Here is a 19704-nt window from a genome sequence, read left to right as displayed (position 1 = left end):
GGCAATTGCTGTTTCGGCACACGGACGGGCTTTCTCGGCACGCGGCCGGGGCATCTGCTGCTTCGGCCCGACCGGCACTTAGATTTTTTCTTCGGCGCCCGTCATTGGTGCATCCTCCAGCAGCCCGTTCCAGATGGTCATCAGCCGCTCGCCGCGGTTGGCGCGCAGCCGATGCAGCGAGATATCAAAGCTGAATTGATAGTGGGGGCCGGCGGCGATGACCAGGTCGCCGGCGTCGAGCGCCTTCCTGACCGCCATGCGCGGCAGCCAGGCCAGGCCGTTGCCGCGCCGGGCCATCTCAAGGATCGCCTCGTACGAATCGGCTTCGTAGATCATGCGCAAGCTCAGCCGCTGCGGCAGACCGGCAAGGTGCCGGGCGAGGGCGCCGCGCAGGGTCAGCGAGGGCGACAACGCCAGCCACGGTACCACGGGGCCCTGGCCGTCCGCGCTGATGGCGAATCGGGGCGTGCCGTCGGCCAGCGGCGCACTCACCGGCAGCAATGCCTCGGTGGTCAGCGTCATGGACTCGAAACGGTCAGGGTCGATCAGCAGATGGGTCTGAGGGCTGGAGAAAATCAACAACAGGTCGACCTCGCGGGCGGCGAGCCGTCTGATCGCCTCCTGGGCGCCGCTGGTCACGATGGAAACCGGGAATACGCCAAACCGTCCGGTCAGGGTTTCATACCAGTCCGGGAAAAAATCGCTGGCCAGCGTACGGCCCGTGGCGATTCGCAGGGGCGTGTCCTGATAGCGGCCGGAATCCTGAAACTGCGCCCTGACCGTATTCAGTCGCTCGAGCGCCTGAGTGGCAGCGTCCAGGAACAGCAGGCCGGCGGGCGTCAATGACAGCGGCTGCTTGCGCTCGATCAGCGCTACTCCGGCCCAGTCCTCCAATGCACGGATTCTGCGGCCGAACGCCGGATGGGTGACGCAGCGGTTCTCGGCCGCCCGCGACAGGCTGCGCACCTGCGCCAGTTCAATGAAATCTTCAAGCCATTCCAACTGCATGGGGCCTCCCTGATATCAGTTCAGAAAGAAGACTACGTGCCGCGGGTGTGCTTCGTACATGGCTAGCATGCAGTGCTTCAGTGGGACCGGCTTTCGCCGGGAGGAGGAGCGTAAGAGTGCTTTGATTTCCGATGGTCGCTCCCACGCGGAGCCTAGGAGCGATCACAACGTCAAAAGCTTCCCGGCTGAAGCCGGTCCCACTGGTCTACTGGTCTACTGGTCTACTGGTCTACTGGTCTACTGGTCTACTGGTCCACTGGCACCACTGGCACTACTGGTCCCACTGCCCCCCACTGGCAGCACTGACTGCGCGTATCCGGCAGTGGCAACAGGGCAGCGACGCCCTGTGTCGTCTGGGGTTAGCGGTTGCGGGTCACTCGCCACACCGTATTGGACAGGTCGTCAGCAATGATCAGCGCGCCGCGAGGGTCCACCGTCACGCCCACAGGTCGGCCGTGGGTCTTGCCGTCCTTGCCCTGAAAGCCCGTCGCGAAATCCACTGGGTCGCCCGAGGGCTGGCCATTGCTGAAGGGCACGAACACGACCTTGTAGCCCACCGGGTTATCCCGGTTCCAGCTGCCGTGCTCACCGACGAACACGCCATCGGCAAATTTGCCACCCATTTCAGGGATCGAGAAGTCCAGGCCGAGGGCGGCCACGTGGGACCCAAGGCTGTAATCCGGTTTGATGGCCGCAGCGACTTTTGCGGGATCCTGCGGTTGGGCGCGCGGGTCAACGTTCTGCCCCCAATAGCTGTAAGGCCATCCGTAAAAACCGCCCTCACGGATCGACGTCAGGTAGTCCGGCACCAGGTCCGGCCCCAGCTCGTCGCGCTCGTTGGCGACCGCCCAGAGCTTGCCGGTACCCGGCTGGATTTTCAGCGCGGTCGGGTTGCGCGTGCCGGTGGCGTAGGGTTTGTGCGCGCCGGTCTGCGCATCGATTTGCCAGATTCTGGCGCGCTCCAGCTCAACTTCCATGCCGCGCTCGGTGACGTTGCTGTTCGAACCGATACCGACATACAAGGTGTTCCCATCCGGCGTGATCGCCAGTGACTTGGTCCAATGGTGGTTGATCTGTGACGGCAACTCGGTGACGGTGACCGGCGCACCGCTGGCTTTGGTCTGACCTTCGACGTAATCAAAGCGCACCAGCGCATCCTGATTGGCGACGTACAATTTGCCGTTGGCATACGCCAGGCCGTAGGGGGCATTGAGGCCCTCGGCGAAGACGGTTTTCAGCTCGTATTTGCCGTCACCGTCTGCATCGCGCAGCAAGGTCAGGCGGTTGCCACCTTTGACCTTGGTATTGCCCTGCGCCTTGATGTAGCTGGCAATCACGTCCTTGGGCTTGAGCTTGGGGGCATCGGCGCCGCCTTTGCCTTCTGCCACCAGAATGTCGCCGTTGGGCAATACCAGCGTCTGGCGTGGCACGCGCAAGTCATCGGCGATCGCCGATATGCTGTAACCCTCCGGCACCGTCGGCTTCTGGTCACCCCAGGCAGCCGGCTCGGCGATCTTCATGCTGGGCAGCAAACCGCGCTGCGCTTCAGGCATTTTCGGGTCCGGGCCATGGGCTTCGTCAGTGTTTTTTTCGCCGCCGCAGGCACTCAACAGAAGGGCCATGGACAAGGCGGTCAGTGCGTAGGAATGTTTCATCGTGCGCCTCCCGAACGAAGGTTGGTCAGGCCGATCACCGCCGAAATGCAGCTCAGCGCGGTCACGATGACCGACAGGATCAGGCCCGAGGGCATCATTGCCCAAGCGTCCTTGGCGTGTTCAAAAGCATTCACCAGGCCCAGGCACCAGGTCACCAGCAGCAGCAGAAAATACACCGTCGGGCGGCCTTTTTTCGGGTTGGCCCGGATCAGGTTCACCAGGGCAAATAGCAACGCCAGCCCGCAAAACAACTCGCCTCCGGCGATCAGCCACGAAGCAAAGTTGCTCCACTGAATCAGGTAAGTGTTGTAGTAGGCGATATCGCTGAGTAATCCGCCGAGAAACAGCGGCACCGTTCCTGCCAGCAGGATCGCATGCAGCGGACCGGGCAGAACCCGGTAGTGAGGGTAGGCTGTGTCAGTCACGGTAGCTCCTTATCGTTCGTCAGCTTGAGCCAGTCACAGAGGCGAGTGAAGGCGGGCAATGCATTGACCAAGCGATAAGAAAGAGCGTGACGGCGGAGCGTAAGTTCAAAGGGATTGCCTGCGCGATTGTCTGCGTCGCGGTTTATCGAGCGCCGAGCCCTCCCAAACTGCTTGCCGCGCATTTTGATTAAACTCTTGGCCACGTGCACACGTCTATCCCTTCAAGCCGACGCCATGCGCGTTACCGGGACAGACCAGCCCAGTGCCTGATCACTCATAAAGATCTACACCCAGTGGATAATCCAACCTATGCAGACCTGTCGGGGTCGGGCAGGCATATTTTCTTCGCGGCCGTGGCAACCACCCGCATGCCGATGTCCGTCACCGATCCCAATCAGCCTGACAACCCGATCATCTTCGCCAACGGGGCGTTTCTGGAGCTGACCGGCTATAGCACTGACGAGCTGTACGGCCGCAACTGCCGTCTGATGCAAGGCGCCGACACTGACCCACAAGCTATTGCGCTGATTCGAGATGCGGTGAAAGCCAAGTCGGAGATATCCATCGAACTGCTGAATTACCGCAAGGATGGCTCCTCGTTCTGGAATGCCTTGTTCGTGTCCCCGGTCTACAACGAGGCCGGCGAGCTCATCTATTACTTCGCGTCCCAGTTGGATGTCAGCCGCCGGCGGGATGCCGAAGAGGCGTTGCACCAATCACAGAAAATGGAAGCGCTGGGTCAACTCACGGGTGGCATCGCCCATGATTTCAATAATCTGCTGCAGGTGATGGGCGGTTACATCGACCTGGCCGACCGCGCCGTGGCCAAGCCGGAGCTCGATACCGGACGCGTCCAGCGCAACCTGGCGATGACCCGACATGCCATTGATCGGGCAACCACCTTGACTCAGCAACTGCTGGCGTTCTCCAGAAAGCAAAAGCTGGAGGGGCGGGTCATCAACCTCAACAACCTGATGGACTTCGCCCATAGCACGGTCGAGCGTGTGATGGGCGACGGAGTCATCCTCGAAAGCAGGCTGCATGACGGCCTGTGGAACTCACGGGTCGATCCGGCCCAGGCCGAGCTGGCCTTGCTGAACATCATTATCAACGCCCGCGATGCGCTGGCGGGCCGCAGCAACGCAACGATCACCTTCGAGACCCGCAACGTGGAGATCGCCGAAGCTGATGCCAGCCATTACGACGGAATGCCTGCCGGGCGCTACGTCTGTCTTGCGATCACCGACAATGGCTGCGGCATGCCCGAGGACGTCAGGACCCGTGTGATGGAACCGTTTTTCACCACCAAGGAGGAGGGCAAGGGCACGGGCCTTGGCCTGTCGATGGTGTACGGGTTTGCCAGACAGTCGGGCGGGACCGTGCGCATCCATTCTGAAGCGGGGGCGGGCACCACCTTGCGCCTGTATTTTCCGGCAGACGCCGCAGGGCTCTGCCTGGCGGAAGAACAGACTAAAGCTCGGGTGCTCTCCGGAAACGAGTCGATACTCATCGTTGAAGACCGCACGGACGTGGCCGAACTGGCGCGCATGGTGCTGGAAGAGCAGGGTTACCAAACCGAAACGGCGGGTAACGGCGCCGATGCGCTGGCGCTTCTGGCCAGCGGACGAGCGTTCGATCTGCTGTTCAGCGACGTTGTCATGCCCGGCGGGATGAATGGCATGGCACTGGCCCGGGCAGTCAGGAAATCCTACCCCACCATGAAGATACTGTTGACCACCGGCTATGCCGAGGCATTTGTGAGCCCGGCTGACCGGGTGGGAGACGAGTTTCCCGTGCTGGCCAAACCGTGCTCGCCCGACGTCCTGGCTGCCAGGATTCGACAGGCGCTCGAAGCACCTGACGAGTCGGGCTAAAGCCCGCAGCTGATCATCAGGCTGTATGTGCATACAGTGAAACGCTATCATCGCCTTTTTTTAATGACAGTGAGCCAGCGCATGTCCGAAACCGATTACACAGGCCCGTTTCCTCCCGTTGATACGATGGCCATGATTCCGGTGATTCTGCGTCTGGTGAAGCAGACCACGGGGCTGAGGTTTTCAGCGGTGGCACGGGTCACGGCGGATCAGTGGGTGGCCTATGCGGTGGACGACTCGGTGCGCCTGGACATCAAGCCGGGCGACGAACGCGTGGTGCACGAGACGCTGTGTAATGAAGTGCGGCTGCGCCGGCGGTCCCTGGCCTCCGGTGCCGGCATGCGCGAGCTGGCGAACGGCCCATACGAACCGGAGAACCACATACCCCAGGACCGTCTGCAGAGCCATATTTCGGTGCCGATCATCACTTCTACCGGGTTATTCGTCGGCACGTTGTGCGGCCTCGACCCCGAGCCGCAGGTGTTCAATGACACCAGCGTGATCGAGACCCTGGAGTTGTTCGCCCAACTGCTGGCCAGTCATCTGGAATTGCACACACAACTGAATGACAGTCAGTCCGAACTGGGCGTTGCCGAAGAAACCGGGCGGTTGCGCGAAGAGTTTGTCGCCGTCCTGGGCCATGACCTGAGGACGCCCATCAGCGCCGTGCGCCTGAGTGCAGAGCTGCTTCAGGCGCGCGTTGAGGAGCAGCATTCCAGAAAACTGGTCGACGCCATCCACAGCAGCACGCTGCGCATGTCTGCCTTGATCGAGGACGTGCTCGACTTCACGCGCTGTCGTTTAGGCGCAAAGTTCGTGATAAACCTGAGCCGTGTCGACAACCTTTTTGAAGCCCTGACTCCAGTGATTGCCGAGATCAGGCATGCCCATCCCAAGGCCGATGTGGTCTACCGGTTCGGCGCCGCCAGGCCGGTGCGGTGCGATTTTGGCCGGATCAGTCAGTTGGTTTCCAATCTGCTCTCCAATGCCGTTCATCATGGAGCCCCAGGCGGGCCGATCCTGATCAACGGGCACGTTGAAGATGACAGCATGGTGCTGTCGTTTTCCAACGAAGGCGCCGCCATTCACGCCGACCAGATCGATTTGCTGTTCAAGCCGTTCACCCGTGCCGAAGGCGAAAACAAGAGCGCGGGCCTGGGGCTTGGGCTGTACATCTGCTCGCAAATCGCCGAGTCCCATGGGGGCGAGTTGCACGTGCACTCCGATGACCGCCACACGGTGTTTACTGTGCGTTTGCCGCTGCTTGTTGAGAGCGTCGAACCCATGCCGGCCTGAGGCAGTGCTCGCGCAGTCGCTGATCAGCTGTGGCGCTCGTAAGTCAGATAGCCGTTCGCCGCAGTTCCCGTGCATTGAAAACCGGCGCGCTCGTAGATCCCTTTCGCCGGGTTGTCAGGGCGCACACCCAGGCATAACCGAGTGAAGCCCTGCCCGGAGGCCGCTTTCACGAACCCCTCAAGCAGTGCCGTACCGATGCCGTTGCGCCTCAGCGTGTCCGCTACGTGAAGGGTATAGAGCTCCGCACAATCGCCCGCGCGGGCCCATAACGAATAGCCCGCAAACTGGTTGTTCAAAACAGCGACGGTCATCCGTTCAAAATTCTCCACCCATTGCGTCAGGTGTCGCTCGGTTTGAGAGCGCCACGCGGCTTCGTGCTGCGGCTCCCACTGGCGAATGTAGGCCTCTTCACCCCGGTAGATCGCCGGGAGGTCGCTGATGACTGCCTGCCTCAGATGCAACGTCATTTCATTGTCCTGTGCTTGCCTGCGAACGCGGTCTGGGTCGACTGCGAGCACCGCTTTCCATTTCGGTTGTGGTTCGGTTGTGGTTCGGTTTCTGCCTGCGATCAGCCGCTGCTGTCGAGCGGGTTCGTCAGCGCTCGCAACACGTGGTCTTCCCACACGCCGGCAATCTTCAGATAGGCACGGGCGTACCCTTCCTTTTCAAACCCCAGAGAGGCCAGCAAACGCTCGCTGCGGATGTTGCGCGGCAGATGATTTGCCATGATCCGGTGGAGCCCGATTTGCTCAAAACAATGACGGTTGCCTGCTTCCAGTGATCTTTTCATCAAGCCCTGTCCTTGCAGCGCCTGCGCCAATGAAAAGCCCAGATAGCAGGCCTGAAAAGCACCCCCGATGATGTGGGTGTAATTGCACCGCCCCAACATCTCTCCACGCTTGGGATCGACCAGAACAAAGCAGACCGAGCGCCCGGCGGCCATGGACTCCAGTTGCTGTTCGACTCTCGCCCTGGCGTTACTCAAGGTGAAATAGTGCTCATCCCGCTCGGGTTCCCAGCGGCGAAGAAAGTCGCGGTTCACCCTTTCATAATGATGAAGGGCCTCGGCGTCATCGAGGCCAAGCGTTCGCAGGCAGTAATGCTCAATGGCGTAGGTCATAAACCCCATTCCTCACAACGCTCATCGCAGTGTTTGATTAACTTTCTTCCAACGAGGTATGGAAACTGCATAGCCCCTGAAACCGACAATATGATGGCGCCTTCAGATGCTGCTGTACTCGAAATCAACAAGGCTTTCATCTTCCGCGCTGACCAAGGCCCTGATTGGTTTCATTACCCTGGTCGGCCTGTCGTTGATTCTTGCCACGGTGTGGCAGATGACGCAATCGAGAAGAGAGCGCGTCGACTCTACCAAAACCGAAGTGTCCAACATCGTCCGAGCCGCCGAGCAACAGGCGCAGGACACCTTTCGCCAGGCGGACAACACCTTACGCGACCTCATCGAGCGGGTGGAGCATGACGGTTTGGCGCTGGACCAGCGAGCCCGGCTCAAGAAGCTGATGGCGCGCAGCGTCGAGAACGTGGAGGGCATCCAGGCGTTGTTCATTTACGATGCCCAGGGCAACTGGATCGTGAGCTCTTTCCCCCAGAATACGCCCGCGAAAAACAACAGTGATCGCGCCTATTTCGCTTATCACCGCGAGCACACTGACGAGTCCATTCACATTGGTTCGATCGTGGAAAGCCGCACGACGGGCGATAAGGTCATCCCCATCAGTCGGCGTATCAATGCGCCCGACGGCACATTTGCGGGGGTGGCGTTGGCGACGGTACCGGTTGACTATTTTCAGACGTTTTTCGAGCGCATGGATGTCGACGACAAGGGTGTAATTTTCCTGGCGTTGAACAACGGCGACCTGCTGGCCAGACGACCCACCCTGGCCGCCTTGATGACGACCAACCTCGCCAAGGGCGATATTTTTTCGCTCTACCTGTCGAAGGCCGACAGCGGTACGGCTGTCATCCAGTCGGTGGTGGACGGGGTCGAAAGAATCTACGCCTACCGCCGAGTGGCCGGGCTGCCCATCGTCGTTGCGGCGGGTGTCTCATGCGAGCACGTATTTGCGCCCTGGTGGGCCTACGCCTGGCGGTCGATGGCGATGATCGGCCTGATCATCGCCGCGTTGGGGGTGCTGGGCATGTTGCTGTATCGACAGATACAGCAATTGATGACGGCAGAGCGTGAGCTGAACGTTGCCAGAGGCGATCTGGAAGTCATCGCCCAGACGGACAGCCTGACGCTCATGGCCAATCGGCGGTGCTTCGACACAGCGTTGCAAAAGGAGTGGGCGCGAGCCGGCCGGAATAATTCCAGCCTTGCCATCATCCTGCTGGACATCGACTGGTTCAAACAATTCAACGATCACTACGGCCATCTGCAGGGTGACGAATGCCTGAAACAGGTGGCGAGGGTCATTGGCAGCAGCGTGAACCGAGCCTCGGATCTTGCGGCCAGGTATGGCGGTGAGGAATTCGTCGTGCTGCTTCCGGAAACCGATCTGGCCGGGGCGATGAGCATCGCTGAAAAGATCCGCTTATCCATCGTTGACGCGCTGATCGAACACTCGGCCAGCCCCATCGGCAATTTGACGATCAGTTCCGGAGTGGTGGCCATCAGTGCCACACGCAATAGCCCCTATAGAGCTGCGCTGGAAGAGGTAGACCGGCTGCTCTACAGCGCGAAAACCAAGGGTCGCAATCGGGTCGAAGGCCGTTCCATTCAGGCTTCAGCCGCGCCGTCGTCATCGCGAGGCGTTGCTCCGCTGACGCTGGACGTCATCGCTCCTGTGAACACCCATTGAACCGAGGGTCGTGCTATCCCGCCAGGCCCGCCAGATGCACGTACAGCGAGAATCCGCCCAGCAGGACCCAGACGCTTGCGAACAACCAGGGGGTGCGTGTTGAAAAGCCCAGCGCCTTGTCGTTGCCGTTCTGCATCGTTTCTCGATGGCTGAACAAGGGCACGCCTTCGCGGTCATCGCTGGCCGACCGCTCATTGCGCAGCAGAAATGTCTGCTTGGCGTACCAGTGATCGATGAGCCTGTAGGAGGCTTTGATCCCGGGCCAGGCGTGCGCGGATAACGTGACGCCCAGCAGTGCGAGAAAGAGCGGCACGATCAAGGTAAAGAACTTCCCCCATTGTTCGTTCAGATTGGCCATTGTGGACGCGTAAACCACGATCAGAAATGACTGCACGCCCAGGTACGTGTTGCTGCGCCTGCACAGAAGGGTCGTTTCGCTGTGGATCTGATCTCGGTAGAAATCGAGTCGGTCGCGCACCGTGCCGAACATTTCGGGCGGACCCTCTGCGCTGGCATCGGCCATAGCGGTGTGAGTGATGATCTGCTTCACGCTGGGGTCCTTTGCGAAATCAATGGGTTGCTGCGCCTCAGGTTTGCTGTCGCAACGCCCGCAGCATTGTTGCGATCACCTCGGATTCGACCGCGCCCCGGCTGTCGCCTGCGCCAAAGGCAGCGCAACACGCCGAAGCGTCGCCGTCGCGAACACGGTACACGGCGATCACGCTGCCTGGCCCGCAGCCCGTATGCCCGCAAACAGAATGCCCGGCCTCTATAGACCCTTGCATCACACCCAAACCATAGCCGGCGGTAGCCCAGGGGCGTCCGGGAATCGGGCCGCCCAGTGCTCGGGCTGTCTGCATTTCCTGCAGCAAGGGCCCGGGAAGCAGATCGGCACCGAGGAGGCCATCCAGAAACAGCGCAGCCTGCGAAAGCGGCCCGATCAACAGGCCGTGGTAAACCCAGGCGGGGTCGTAATTCGAGGCGTTGCCCAAGTGAGTCATGTGCAGGTCTGCCGGCGTTTTAGCGAAGTGAACGTTGGCCAGCCCCAAGGGAAAAAGTGCCCGCTGGGTGACCGCTTCCTCCAGCGGCCGATCAGTCAGCCGCTCAATGAGCCTGCTGATCAGCATGTAGCCAACATTTGAATACCCCCAGCCTGTGCCGGGCGGGTACCGAAGTCGCTCACCGTCAAGGCGCCGCATCATTTCATCCGGCGACCAGGCGGGTTCGGCCCGCGCAACAGCGGCGTGATAGTCCGCCAGCTCTCCATAATCCGCCAATCCCGCTTCATGGCGCAGCAGCTGGCGCAAGGTGAAGGGCTGAGCATCGACTGGATCGTCCAGACCGATCAGGTTGTCACGAACCAGCGAGAGCGCCGTGGTTGCCAGGACCGTCTTGGTAAAACTCCACCAGGGGGTTAAGGGTTCATTTGTCGGGGCGGGTAGTAGCTGACCATTGACTATCAATGAACTGAGCATTGGCTTCCTTGTGATGCGTGATTGGGGCGGCTCGACAGCAGGGGCAATCATTGCGCTGCGCCCATCTGCCCACGTAACGCGCTCCGCAGAGTGGCAATCACCTCATCCACTCCCGGACCTTGGACGGGCGGAGGGTCAGGGCGTTCGCAAAACTCTCTCCAGACGTAAAGCATCAGTTCTGCGCCATCGGCCTGGAGGGCGTTGTCGGGCAATGAGCCAAACGTCTGCAGCAGCCTGTACCTGTCGTCGCTCCAGAACAATGCCTCTAACCACGGATAAACCGGAATGAAATGAAAGTGGATGGAATGCCCCGCCTGATGGCCGAAACGGCCAATATAAAGGTGTCTGGGCTGCAGATGTTCATCGAGTGTGGCCTGTAGCGTGGCTTGCAAACCGCCCAGCTCGGCCAGCGCTTCGGTGGGTAACGCCGCCAGGGAAGGGCTCATGGACTTAGCGCCGAGCATGAGGTACCCGGGCAACGCGCTGTCCACTCGATGATTGATCAACCAGTGGCGTGTTTCGTGTATGACAAAGCGAGGCGGTATGTCCATTTCACTGCCTTGATTGAGCGATAGCGGAAGGTAACACCCATAGGACCGCTTGCCACGGGTGCGCGGCCGGTGAGCAGCGGTCGCAGCGCGCGTCAGCTTCAAAATAACGGCTGCAAGCTGGAAAAGCTTTCTGAAGCGCCACAGACGGCGCTTTTTCAGCTTACAGGCCCTGGCTCCGGTTTTTTCATAAACCCCAACGTCAGCATCGCGCCCACGCCTGCAAGCGCCATGTCCTTCTGTGCATCCCAAAAATCGTCCTGCGCACCGACCACATCGGCGCCGTGGTCACCCAGGTACGCGCCGCCAAACCATTCCATCAGCTCATAGACCGCCGAAGTGCTCATGATCAGGTTCCAGGCGATAAGGGAAACGTAGCGCGGATTCATACCCATCTGCTGCGATAGCTCCCGTATCGGCACGCTCAGCAGCAGCCCATAAGTCAGGTGTACGAAGCGGTCGTATTGATTGCGCTCCCATCCCATCAGCCCGTTGAGGTCGAGACTGAATACATTCAACAGCCAGGTGTTATACGGGACCTCCGGGTAGCTGTAGTGCGCGCCGACCTGATGAATAAACAGGAACAGCAAGGTCGCGCACCATGCGCTGCGGGACAGCGCCGGCCGGGTCCGCTTGCACCACAGTGCGGCGACGACCAGCAGCACCATGATGTTTTCAACGAACCAGGACTGTCGATCGACCGGTGCGATCCCCAGTGCCACAAACGTTAGGCTGAAACCCAAAAGCGCGCGATGGGCGAAGCCGGCGCTTACTGCTTGAGTCATCGGGCATCCTTACTGATCAGATTCGTCACCTCGGCGGGTCAGCGCTGCTGGATGCGCAACACGACCTTGCCGTGCACATGCCCGTTGGCGACAGCGTCCAGCGCCTTGGCCGCGTCCCTTAGCTCGAAGGTCTGTTCGATGAACACCCTGACTTCACCGGCTTCCACCAGCCCGGCGATGGCTGCAAGCTCCTGTCCGTCAGGCCGCGCGGTGAAGCGGGTCCCGGTTTTGCCTTGCGCTTGGGGGTGATGGGCATCCGGCATTTCAAGCGTTGAAACCAACCGTCCGCCTTCGCCCAATACCTGCCAGGAACGCGCTTGTGTTTCACCGCCAATCAAGTCGATGACCAGATCAAAGTCCTGACAGATGTCTTCAAAGGCTTCTTTTTTGTAATCGATGGCGCGATCCACCCCCAGCTCCTGAAGGAAGCCAAGGCTTTCGCTGGATGCCGTGGCGAACACCGTGGCGCCTTTGACCCGCGCGAACTGCACTGCGAAATGCCCGACCCCGCCACTGCCGCCATGGATCAGCACCTTATGGCCCTGCTCAAGATGGCCATGCTCCACCAAAGCCTGCCACGCGGTGTGGCCGGCCAGAGGAATGCCAGCCGCGTGGCGCCAGTCCAGGGAGGAGGGGACGTGGGCCAGGTGGGCGACCGGCACGCGTGAGTACTGGGCGTACCCACCGTCGGCACCAATCATGGCAAACACCCGGTCACCGACTTCAAAACCCGACACACCCTCGCCGAGCGCTTCGACCGTTCCTGCGATCTCGCGGCCCATGGTCAACGGCAGCTTGTCCTGGCGCACTTCCGGATACTCGCCCTCGCGGATTTTGTAATCCACGGGGTTGACGCCCACGGCGAAATTTTTCACGAGGACCTCACCGGCTTGCGGCTGCGGGATATCGACTTCGCTGAGTTCCATGACCTGCGGGCCGCCGAAATGATCGATGCGAATGGCTTTCATGGTTCACCTCCACGGGTGGTTTTTGACTGAGCAAAGGCTGTCAGTGGGGCTCGAGCATCGCCGTTGAAAGCCTTCGGTACGGTTTGAAATGTCGACTGGTGGTGGTTTCGAACGTTCAGCTTTTTGCCATCCGGGTGGCGCCTGCGGTCAGGTGCCTGCGTTGCGACGGCCAGTGCGTGCATCGACATCCGCTGCGGTCTTGCGCGTGCTGGACGAGGCGCTGACACGCTTCTGGCGAGGGACGTGTGGCGGGACAGGGGCAGATTTTATGAACCCCGCCGATTCACGTTTTGTCGTACGTGGATTCGCGTTCCTGAAACGGCAAGCGCTCGGCGCTAAGGAGAAGGCCCATGACGACGGTAGGTGATTTCCTGATCGAACGACTCAGCCAGTGGGGTGTGACCCGCATCTTTGGCTACCCGGGCGATGGCATCAACGGCGTGTTCGGCGCCATGCGCAGAGCGCCTGACAAGATTGAATTCGTGCAGTGTCGGCACGAAGAAATGGCCGCGTTCATGGCCAGTGCCCACGCCAAGTTCACCGGCGAGCTGGGCGTGTGCATTGCCACCTCCGGCCCCGGCGCATCGCACTTGATCACAGGGCTGTATGACGCGCGCATGGACCACATGCCCGTCCTGGCCATCACCGGTCAGCAGGCCCGTACCGCGCTCGGCGGGCACTACCAGCAGGAGTTGGACCTGGTCTCGATGTTCAAGGACGTCGCTGGCGCGTTCGTGCATCAGGCGACGGCCCCTTCGCAGGTGCGGCATCTGGTGGATCGGGCAGTGCGCACGGCGCTGGGCGAGCGCCGGGTCACCGCGCTGATTCTGCCCAACGACCTTCAGGAAATGCCCTACGAAGAACCGGCACGTGCCCATGGCACGGTGCATTCCGGCGTGGGGTTTTCCAGACCCAGGGTGCTGCCCTACGAGACTGACCTGCAACGCGCCGCCGACGTGCTGAACGCCGGAAAAAAGGTCGCCATGCTGGTGGGCGCCGGCGCGTTGGCCGCCAGCGATCAGGTTCAGGCGGTGGCTGAAAAGCTGGGCGCTGGCGTTGCCAAAGCGTTGCTGGGCAAAGCTGTGCTTCCGGACGCGCTGCCGTGGGTGACCGGCAGCATCGGCCTGCTGGGCACTGAAGCCAGCTACAAGCTGATGACCGAATGCGACACGCTGCTGATGATCGGCTCGGGCTTCCCGTACTCCGAGTTCCTGCCCAAAGAAGGCCAGGCGCGCGGCGTGCAGATCGACTTGAGCCCGGACATGCTCAGCCTGCGCTACCCGATGGAGGTCAATCTGGTGGGCGACGCCGCCGAAACCCTCACAGCGCTGCTGCCGCTGCTCACCCCCAGGACAGACCGCAAATGGCAGAGCAAGGTCGAGCGCTGGCGCGGCGACTCGGACAAACAGCTGCGCAAGCGGGCGCTGGTCAGCGCCGACGCGATCAACCCGCAGCGGGTGGTTTACGAACTGTCGTCGCAGTTGCCTGACGCCGCGATCATCACCTCCGATTCAGGCTCATGCGCCAACTGGTACGCGCGCGACCTGCAAATTCGCGCCGGCATGATGTGCTCGCTGTCCGGCGGGCTGGCGTCCATGGGTGCCGCGGTGCCTTACGCCATTGCGGCAAAGTTCGCCCACCCGCAGCGCCCGGTCATTGCTCTGGTCGGCGACGGCGCCATGCAGATGAACAACATGGCCGAGCTGATCACGGTCGCCAAATACTGGAAGCAGTGGGGCAACGGCAAATGGGTGTGTGCGGTCTTCAATAATCAGGACCTGAACCAGGTGACGTGGGAACAGCGGGTAATGGAAGGGGACCCCAAGTTTGCGGCGTCTCAGGACATCCCGGACGTGCCCTACCACCTGTTCGCCATCTCGATTGGCCTGAAGGGGATCTATGTCGAGCGCGAGGAAGACGTTGCCGGTGCCTGGGAGCAGGCGTTGAGCAGTGACGTCCCGGTGCTGATCGAATTCAAGACCGATCCGAACGTTGCGCCGCTGCCGCCGCACATCAAGCTGACCCAAGCGAAAAAGTTCGCCGGAGCGTTGCTGACAGGCGATCCCGACGAGGTGGGCATTATCAAGCAGACCGCCAAGCAAATCGTCAGTAGCGTGCTGCCCGGACGCGGCAAGGGAGCATGACGGACACGCCGAAGAAAACGCCGGTCGATAAATCATTGAGCGAGCTTTCAGGCTAAGCCTGATCACTTGAGTGGAGTCTGCTTCATGGAGTCATCGGATCCGGCGTTGATGCTGGCGCGTTTTCAGTTTGCGTTCACCATCAGCTTTCACATCGTGCTCGCGGCGTTGTCCATCGGCCTGGCCAATTACCTGATGGTGCTTGAAGCCCTGTGGCTGTGGCGCAAGCGTCAGGTCTACATGGACCTTTATAAGTTCTGGCTGAAAGTGTTTGCGCTGACGGTGGCGGTGGGCACCGCATCGGGACTGGTCATGGAGTTCGAGTTCGGCACCAACTGGAGCGCGCTGGCCAGCCGGGCAGGGGGCGTGCTCGGGCCCCTGATGTTCTACGAAGTGATGGTCGCTTTCTTCCTGGAAGCCGGCTTCATCGGCGTCATGTTACTGGGCATGAACAAAGTCGGCCCGCGGCTGCACTTCTTTTCCACCTGCGCCGTGGCCGTCGGTTCGCTGTTCAGCGCGTTCTGGATTCTGTCCGCCAATTCATGGATGCACACGCCGGCCGGGTTCAGCGTGGCGGCTGACGGGCGATTCGTGCCGGTGGACTGGCTGCAGATCATCTTCAATCCCTCGTTTCCCTATCGAATGGTCCACATGAGCATCGCCGCGTTTCTCGGCACGGCCCTGCTGGTGGGCGGGGCCGGGGCATGGCACCTGTTGAGCAACCCGCGGCATCAGGCTGCACGGGTGATGTTCTCCATGGCGCTGTGGATGGCCGCCATCGTCGGACCGTTGCAAATCGTCGCGGGTGATCTGCACGGCGAAAATACCCGTGACCACCAGCCGCAGAAACTGGCCGCCATGGAGGGGTCCTGGCAGCGGCCCGAAGCAGGACAGGGCGAACCGCTCCGGCTGTTCGCGATCCCGGATCAGGCCAATCGCACAAATGATTTTGAAGTAGCGATTCCCCATCTTGGTTCGCTGTACCTGCGCCATGACTGGACCGGCACCATTCAAAGCCTTGAGGCGTTTTCGCCGGACGATATCCCGCCGGTGGCCGTGGTGTTCTTCGCGTTTCGCGTGATGGTGGGCTTGGGTTTGCTGATCGTTGCGCTGGGGCTCGCGAGCCTGTTTCTGCGCTGGCGAGGCACGCTGTTTCGGTCGCGCTGGTTGCTGCGCACCGCCGTTGTGATGGCGCCCGCCGGGTTCGTCGCGATGATTTGCGGCTGGATCGTCACGGAGGTGGGGCGGCAACCTTTCACCGTGTACGGGCTGATGCGCACGGCCCACAGCAATGGCCAGCAGCCGTTTTCATTTGTCGCCGGCAGCACGTTGGCCATCGTGGTCCTGTATCTGCTGGTGTTCGGCCTTGGTTTTTTCTATCTCATGCGCGCCATCGGCAGGCTGCCCGCACAAACGCCAGGCGCTGACGAAACAACAGCTGAGCGGCGGGAGGTGCGTGATGTGGATGCCTGAGGCGTTACTGCCCGACCTGGCGGCGGCTGCGATTGCGTTCACTATCATCACCTACGTGATTCTGGACGGCACCGACCTGGGCGTCGGGATCCTATTTGCAACGCACCGCGATCCCGATGAAAAACGGATCATGGTCAAGTCCATCCTGCCGATCTGGGACGGCAACGAGACCTGGCTCGTACTCGGTGGCGGTGGTCTGCTGGCGCTGTTTCCGGTGGCCTACAGCGTGTTGTTCTCGGCGCTGTACATCCCCGTCATGACGATGCTGCTGGCGCTGATCGTCCGGGCGGTCGCGCTGGAATACCGCCAGGACGCATCCGGCCGAATGAAGCGCCTGCTGGATATCAGTCTGGTGGGCGGTTCGTTGATCGCCACCCTGTGCCAAGGCCTGATCATGGGCTGCGTGGTGCAAGGGATTGAGCAACACGATGGCAGGTTCAGCGGTACCGGCTGGGAATGGTTCGGGGTGTTCCCTCTGACCTGCGCCGTGGTGCTGGTGATCGGCTACGCGCTGCTGGGCAATTGCTGGCTGTTCTGGCGCACGGAGGGGCCGTTGCAGTCAGTCGCAAAACGACGCGCGCGCCGACTCGGCTGGCTGACGCTGCTGGGCACCGCGGTGGTTTTTGTCTGGAGCAGTCTTGTGAACCCTGCGTACCGGGAGCACCTGTTTGCCTCCAGCCTGACCGTGCCACTGGTCCTGCTGCAGTGCGCGTTGGTGGCCGGCTTCCACCGGGCGTTCTCTCATCGCTTCGCATTTTTGCCATTGTTCGCGGTGCTGGGTGGGTTCGGCGTGGCGTTCGCTCTGGCCATTATTGCCCTGTACCCGCTGATTCTGCCGGCCTCGTTGACCATCCGCGAAGCCTCGGCGCCGCCGTCCAGCCAGGCTTTCATGCTCTCCGGTTTTGCCGTGCTGGTGCCGGTGACGCTGGCATACAGCACCTGGGGGTTCTGGGTGTTTAGAGGCAAGGTCAAAAAAGACGGATAGCGACTTCGCATAGCGAGGCTCGGCTTAAGCCGTCTGGGTGCCAGCCTCGGTCAGCGCGGGCTGCGAAGGGCCGGTCGGCTGGTGAAACTGCGCCTGGGATTTACCGGCTCGCTTGGCCCGATACAGCGCTTCATCCGCCTGGCCCAGCGCATTGTCAAAATCACCTTCAGTCCACAAGGCGCCACCGACGCTGCACCCCACTCTGATCACCTGGCCTGCCAGGGTGACCGGTTCGGCAATCTTCTTCAGGATGCGTTGCGCCGCGCTCTGGATACTCTCCAGTGATTCGCCGGTCTTCAAGCGCAGCAGCAGGACGAACTCATCCCCGCCGTGGCGCACCGCAATGTCGCCATCGCGCACGGTGGCGGAGAGTCGCAGGCCGACCGAGTGGAGCAGGGCGTCTCCGACCGCATGACCGAAGTTGTCATTGACCGGTTTGAAGCCGTCCAGGTCCAGGCACAGCACGCCGAAGGCAGGCTGTTGACCGGCTTCGTTCTGCAGGCCCTCGACGTAGTTTTCCAGTGCTGCCCGGTTGGGAAGACCGGTCACGGTGTCGCGGTACGCCACGCCTTTGATCAGCGCCAGTTGGCCTTTTTTCTGAGTCAGGTTTTCCACCAGATGGCGAATCACCATGCTCAGCTTTTCAACTTCCAGGCTGCCTTTGACCAGCGGTATATCGACGTCCGCACCCTCGCTCAGGCGCGTCGCTGCGTCGGCGATCTGGTTAAGGGGGCGCGTGATGACGCCGGCGACAAACCAGCCCATCACGGCAAACGCGATGGACAACAGGCTGCCCCACAGCAGGATTTCCGCGCGCAGTCCGTTGGCCTCGGCAAACGCGACAGAGGCGGGTTGCCGCGTCACGACCGTCCAGCCAAGGCCTGCATAGCCGTCAATGCCGGCGCTTCCGGCAAACCCTGACACGTAGGTTTTGCCGTCTTGCCACTGGCTGACCGTCCAGTGGTTTTCGCTGTTGTGGTGGATGCTGGCTTCGCTCGGTTTACCGATCAGTTGCTTGGGGCCGAGCAAAACAATGCCGTCTCTGCTGACGACCAGAAATTCAAGCTCCGGGAGGCTTTTCTTCAACGGTTCAAACATGGTCCGGCCTATTTCGGCGGCCCACTGCCAAGACAGGTGTGTGCCCAGTACACCGATGAAATGACCGGAGGTGTCCCGCACGGGCATGCTGATATCGACAAACTTCATGGCTTCGCCCGATGGGTTGGGCAAGAGTTTTGCGAGCATGACGGCTTCGTGCACGTCGCCAATGAACGTCTTGTCCTGCCCCTCCATGAACACAGGACGGTGCGCGATGCTGGCACCTTCCAGCAGGCGGCCGGTTGACGCAACCACCGTGCCTTGGGCATCCGTGAGGCCGATCCACGAATAGCTGGGGAACTGCGCGTTGAGGTGGTTGAGCAGGCTGCGGGCCTGGGCAACGTTGTCGGGGTTGCGCAGCGCTTCCAACGCGCTGAGAACGCTGAGCTCCTTGGCGCGGCTGTGCATGTCGCGATCCAGACGGTCGATCATCGAGGCGGCGTATTCCGCCAGTTGATGCCCGGTCTGCTCTTTGTGCCTTGAGATTGCTGACGCGCCGATGACCGTGCCGAAGATGCAGGTAATCACCAACACCGAAAGCGCGACGAACACTGCGAATTTCGCTCGCAGGCTTTGGAAGGGGAGCAGCTGCATGATAGATCGCCCGGCAGGATCAAACGCCTTCGATCCCTGGCATTCTTGAACAGGCTATCGGCGAGGATGAGGTTTTACTTGAGCCTGTTGACGTCAGCCGCACTGACAGACGGTGCGCCGCCTCTCGAAAAGCGCAGATTGCTGGCTTGAACTATCCCCCCTGGGGGGATAGGATGCCGGCCACTGCTGTCGAACCCGAGGCTTGTTAATGAGCGATCAAGACCACGAACATTCCCATCCCGAATCCCACGCTCATGGCCATGTTCACCCTGATATCCACCCCCATGTCCACCAGAGCCACGCGGCGATCATCAAGCGCCTCAAACGGGCAGACGGCCACTTGCGCAGCATCATCACCATGATCGAAGAAGGCCGTGAGTGCGTGGACATCGCGCAACAGCTGCACGCGGTGGAAAAAGCAGTGTGCCAGGCCAAACGCACGCTGATCCAGGATCACATCGACCATTGCCTGGAAGACACCGTTGCGTCCTTGGGCAATGGCGAGCGCGCGCCACTGGAAGCCTTCAAACAAATCACCAAATACCTCTAGGTCCGTC

18 protein-coding genes are annotated in these 19704 nt (G+C 61.1%); 7 read left to right on the top strand and 11 right to left on the bottom strand.

Annotation, left to right across the window (positions count from 1 at the left end; all coding sequences use genetic code 11):
* Nucleotides 1–78: 78 nt before the first annotated feature.
* The 3 genes from QRN48_RS05610 to QRN48_RS05600 all read right to left on the bottom strand — a co-directional run bounded on the left by QRN48_RS05610 (nt 79) and on the right by QRN48_RS05600 (nt 3088).
* The gene (locus QRN48_RS05610) at nt 79–1008 is read right to left on the bottom strand and encodes a LysR family transcriptional regulator (protein ID WP_285349341.1); all 930 of its coding nucleotides are present in this window, start codon (nt 1006–1008) and stop codon (nt 79–81) included.
* A 359-nt stretch (nt 1009–1367) separates the two neighbouring features.
* Nucleotides 1368–2663, bottom strand: coding sequence for a PQQ-dependent sugar dehydrogenase (locus tag QRN48_RS05605; protein WP_191943750.1), 1296 nt, complete (start codon nt 2661–2663; stop codon nt 1368–1370).
* Nucleotides 2660–3088 carry a DUF2231 domain-containing protein gene (locus QRN48_RS05600; RefSeq protein WP_037009551.1) on the bottom strand — a complete coding sequence of 143 codons (429 nt, stop codon included), beginning with the start codon at nt 3086–3088 and terminating at the stop codon, nt 2660–2662. The genes QRN48_RS05605 and QRN48_RS05600 overlap by 4 nt, the downstream gene beginning before the upstream one ends.
* 293 nt (nt 3089–3381) lie before the next feature.
* Here QRN48_RS05600 and QRN48_RS05595 point away from each other — a divergent pair, with 293 nt between their 5' ends.
* Together QRN48_RS05595 and QRN48_RS05590 are read left to right on the top strand one after the other, a co-directional pair.
* Nucleotides 3382–4962: a histidine kinase famiy protein gene (locus QRN48_RS05595; protein ID WP_285349339.1), complete on the top strand. Its 1581-nt coding sequence runs from the start codon at nt 3382–3384 to the stop codon at nt 4960–4962.
* Nucleotides 4963–5043: 81 nt separating this feature from the next.
* On the top strand, nt 5044–6258 hold the full coding sequence (locus QRN48_RS05590) for a sensor histidine kinase (RefSeq protein WP_191943752.1): 1215 nt from the start codon (nt 5044–5046) through the stop codon (nt 6256–6258).
* 23 nt (nt 6259–6281) lie between these two features.
* Here QRN48_RS05590 and QRN48_RS05585 read toward each other — a convergent pair whose 3' ends face one another.
* Together QRN48_RS05585 and QRN48_RS05580 are read right to left on the bottom strand one after the other, a co-directional pair.
* Nucleotides 6282–6725 carry a GNAT family N-acetyltransferase gene (locus QRN48_RS05585; RefSeq protein ID WP_191943753.1) on the bottom strand — a complete coding sequence of 148 codons (444 nt, stop codon included), beginning with the start codon at nt 6723–6725 and terminating at the stop codon, nt 6282–6284.
* Nucleotides 6726–6826: 101 nt separating this feature from the next.
* Nucleotides 6827–7378, bottom strand: a complete 552-nt coding sequence (locus QRN48_RS05580; protein ID WP_285349337.1) for a GNAT family N-acetyltransferase — start codon at nt 7376–7378, stop codon at nt 6827–6829.
* Nucleotides 7379–7484: 106 nt separating this feature from the next.
* On the opposite strand from QRN48_RS05580, the gene QRN48_RS05575 reads away from it, so the two are divergent.
* The gene (locus tag QRN48_RS05575; protein WP_285349336.1) at nt 7485–9080 is read left to right on the top strand and encodes a sensor domain-containing diguanylate cyclase; all 1596 of its coding nucleotides are present in this window, start codon (nt 7485–7487) and stop codon (nt 9078–9080) included.
* A gap of 13 nt (nt 9081–9093) precedes the next feature.
* Here QRN48_RS05575 and QRN48_RS05570 read toward each other — a convergent pair whose 3' ends face one another.
* From QRN48_RS05570 to QRN48_RS05550, 5 genes are all read right to left on the bottom strand, one after another.
* Nucleotides 9094–9630 (bottom strand): RipA family octameric membrane protein, encoded by a 537-nt coding sequence (locus tag QRN48_RS05570; RefSeq protein WP_420850596.1) that lies wholly within the window; start codon nt 9628–9630, stop codon nt 9094–9096.
* Between the two features lie 37 nt (nt 9631–9667).
* Nucleotides 9668–10555, bottom strand: coding sequence for a serine hydrolase domain-containing protein (locus QRN48_RS05565; protein ID WP_285349334.1), 888 nt, complete (start codon nt 10553–10555; stop codon nt 9668–9670).
* A gap of 47 nt (nt 10556–10602) precedes the next feature.
* Nucleotides 10603–11106 (bottom strand): HIT family protein, encoded by a 504-nt coding sequence (locus QRN48_RS05560; protein ID WP_191943757.1) that lies wholly within the window; start codon nt 11104–11106, stop codon nt 10603–10605.
* A gap of 155 nt (nt 11107–11261) precedes the next feature.
* A complete protein-coding gene (locus QRN48_RS05555) occupies nt 11262–11888 on the bottom strand; it encodes a DUF2238 domain-containing protein (RefSeq protein ID WP_285349332.1) in 627 nt (208 codons plus the stop codon).
* A 38-nt stretch (nt 11889–11926) separates the two neighbouring features.
* Nucleotides 11927–12856, bottom strand: a complete 930-nt coding sequence (locus QRN48_RS05550; protein ID WP_191943759.1) for an NADP-dependent oxidoreductase — start codon at nt 12854–12856, stop codon at nt 11927–11929.
* A 350-nt stretch (nt 12857–13206) separates the two neighbouring features.
* Here QRN48_RS05550 and QRN48_RS05545 point away from each other — a divergent pair, with 350 nt between their 5' ends.
* The 3 genes from QRN48_RS05545 (at nt 13207) to cydB (ending at nt 17455) form a co-directional block, all read left to right on the top strand.
* Nucleotides 13207–15000 (top strand): thiamine pyrophosphate-requiring protein, encoded by a 1794-nt coding sequence (locus QRN48_RS05545; protein ID WP_285349330.1) that lies wholly within the window; start codon nt 13207–13209, stop codon nt 14998–15000.
* Nucleotides 15001–15084: 84 nt separating this feature from the next.
* Nucleotides 15085–16470: a cytochrome ubiquinol oxidase subunit I gene (locus QRN48_RS05540; protein ID WP_285349329.1), complete on the top strand. Its 1386-nt coding sequence runs from the start codon at nt 15085–15087 to the stop codon at nt 16468–16470.
* Nucleotides 16457–17455: a cytochrome d ubiquinol oxidase subunit II gene (gene cydB, locus QRN48_RS05535; protein ID WP_285349328.1), complete on the top strand. Its 999-nt coding sequence runs from the start codon at nt 16457–16459 to the stop codon at nt 17453–17455. The genes QRN48_RS05540 and cydB overlap by 14 nt, the downstream gene beginning before the upstream one ends.
* 24 nt (nt 17456–17479) lie before the next feature.
* Here cydB and QRN48_RS05530 read toward each other — a convergent pair whose 3' ends face one another.
* Complete coding sequence (locus QRN48_RS05530) at nt 17480–19147, bottom strand: GGDEF domain-containing protein (RefSeq protein ID WP_285349326.1); 1668 nt, start codon at nt 19145–19147, stop codon at nt 17480–17482.
* Nucleotides 19148–19355: 208 nt separating this feature from the next.
* Here QRN48_RS05530 and QRN48_RS05525 point away from each other — a divergent pair, with 208 nt between their 5' ends.
* On the top strand, nt 19356–19697 hold the full coding sequence (locus QRN48_RS05525) for a metal-sensing transcriptional repressor (protein ID WP_285349325.1): 342 nt from the start codon (nt 19356–19358) through the stop codon (nt 19695–19697).
* Nucleotides 19698–19704 lie beyond the last annotated feature (7 nt).

It is taken from the genome of Pseudomonas sp. ME-P-057 (assembly GCF_030208975.1).
Lineage (GTDB): Bacteria > Pseudomonadota > Gammaproteobacteria > Pseudomonadales > Pseudomonadaceae > Aquipseudomonas > Aquipseudomonas lutea.
The sequence above is the reverse complement of the archived record's forward strand: the minus strand, read 5'-3'. Positions and strand labels throughout refer to the sequence as shown.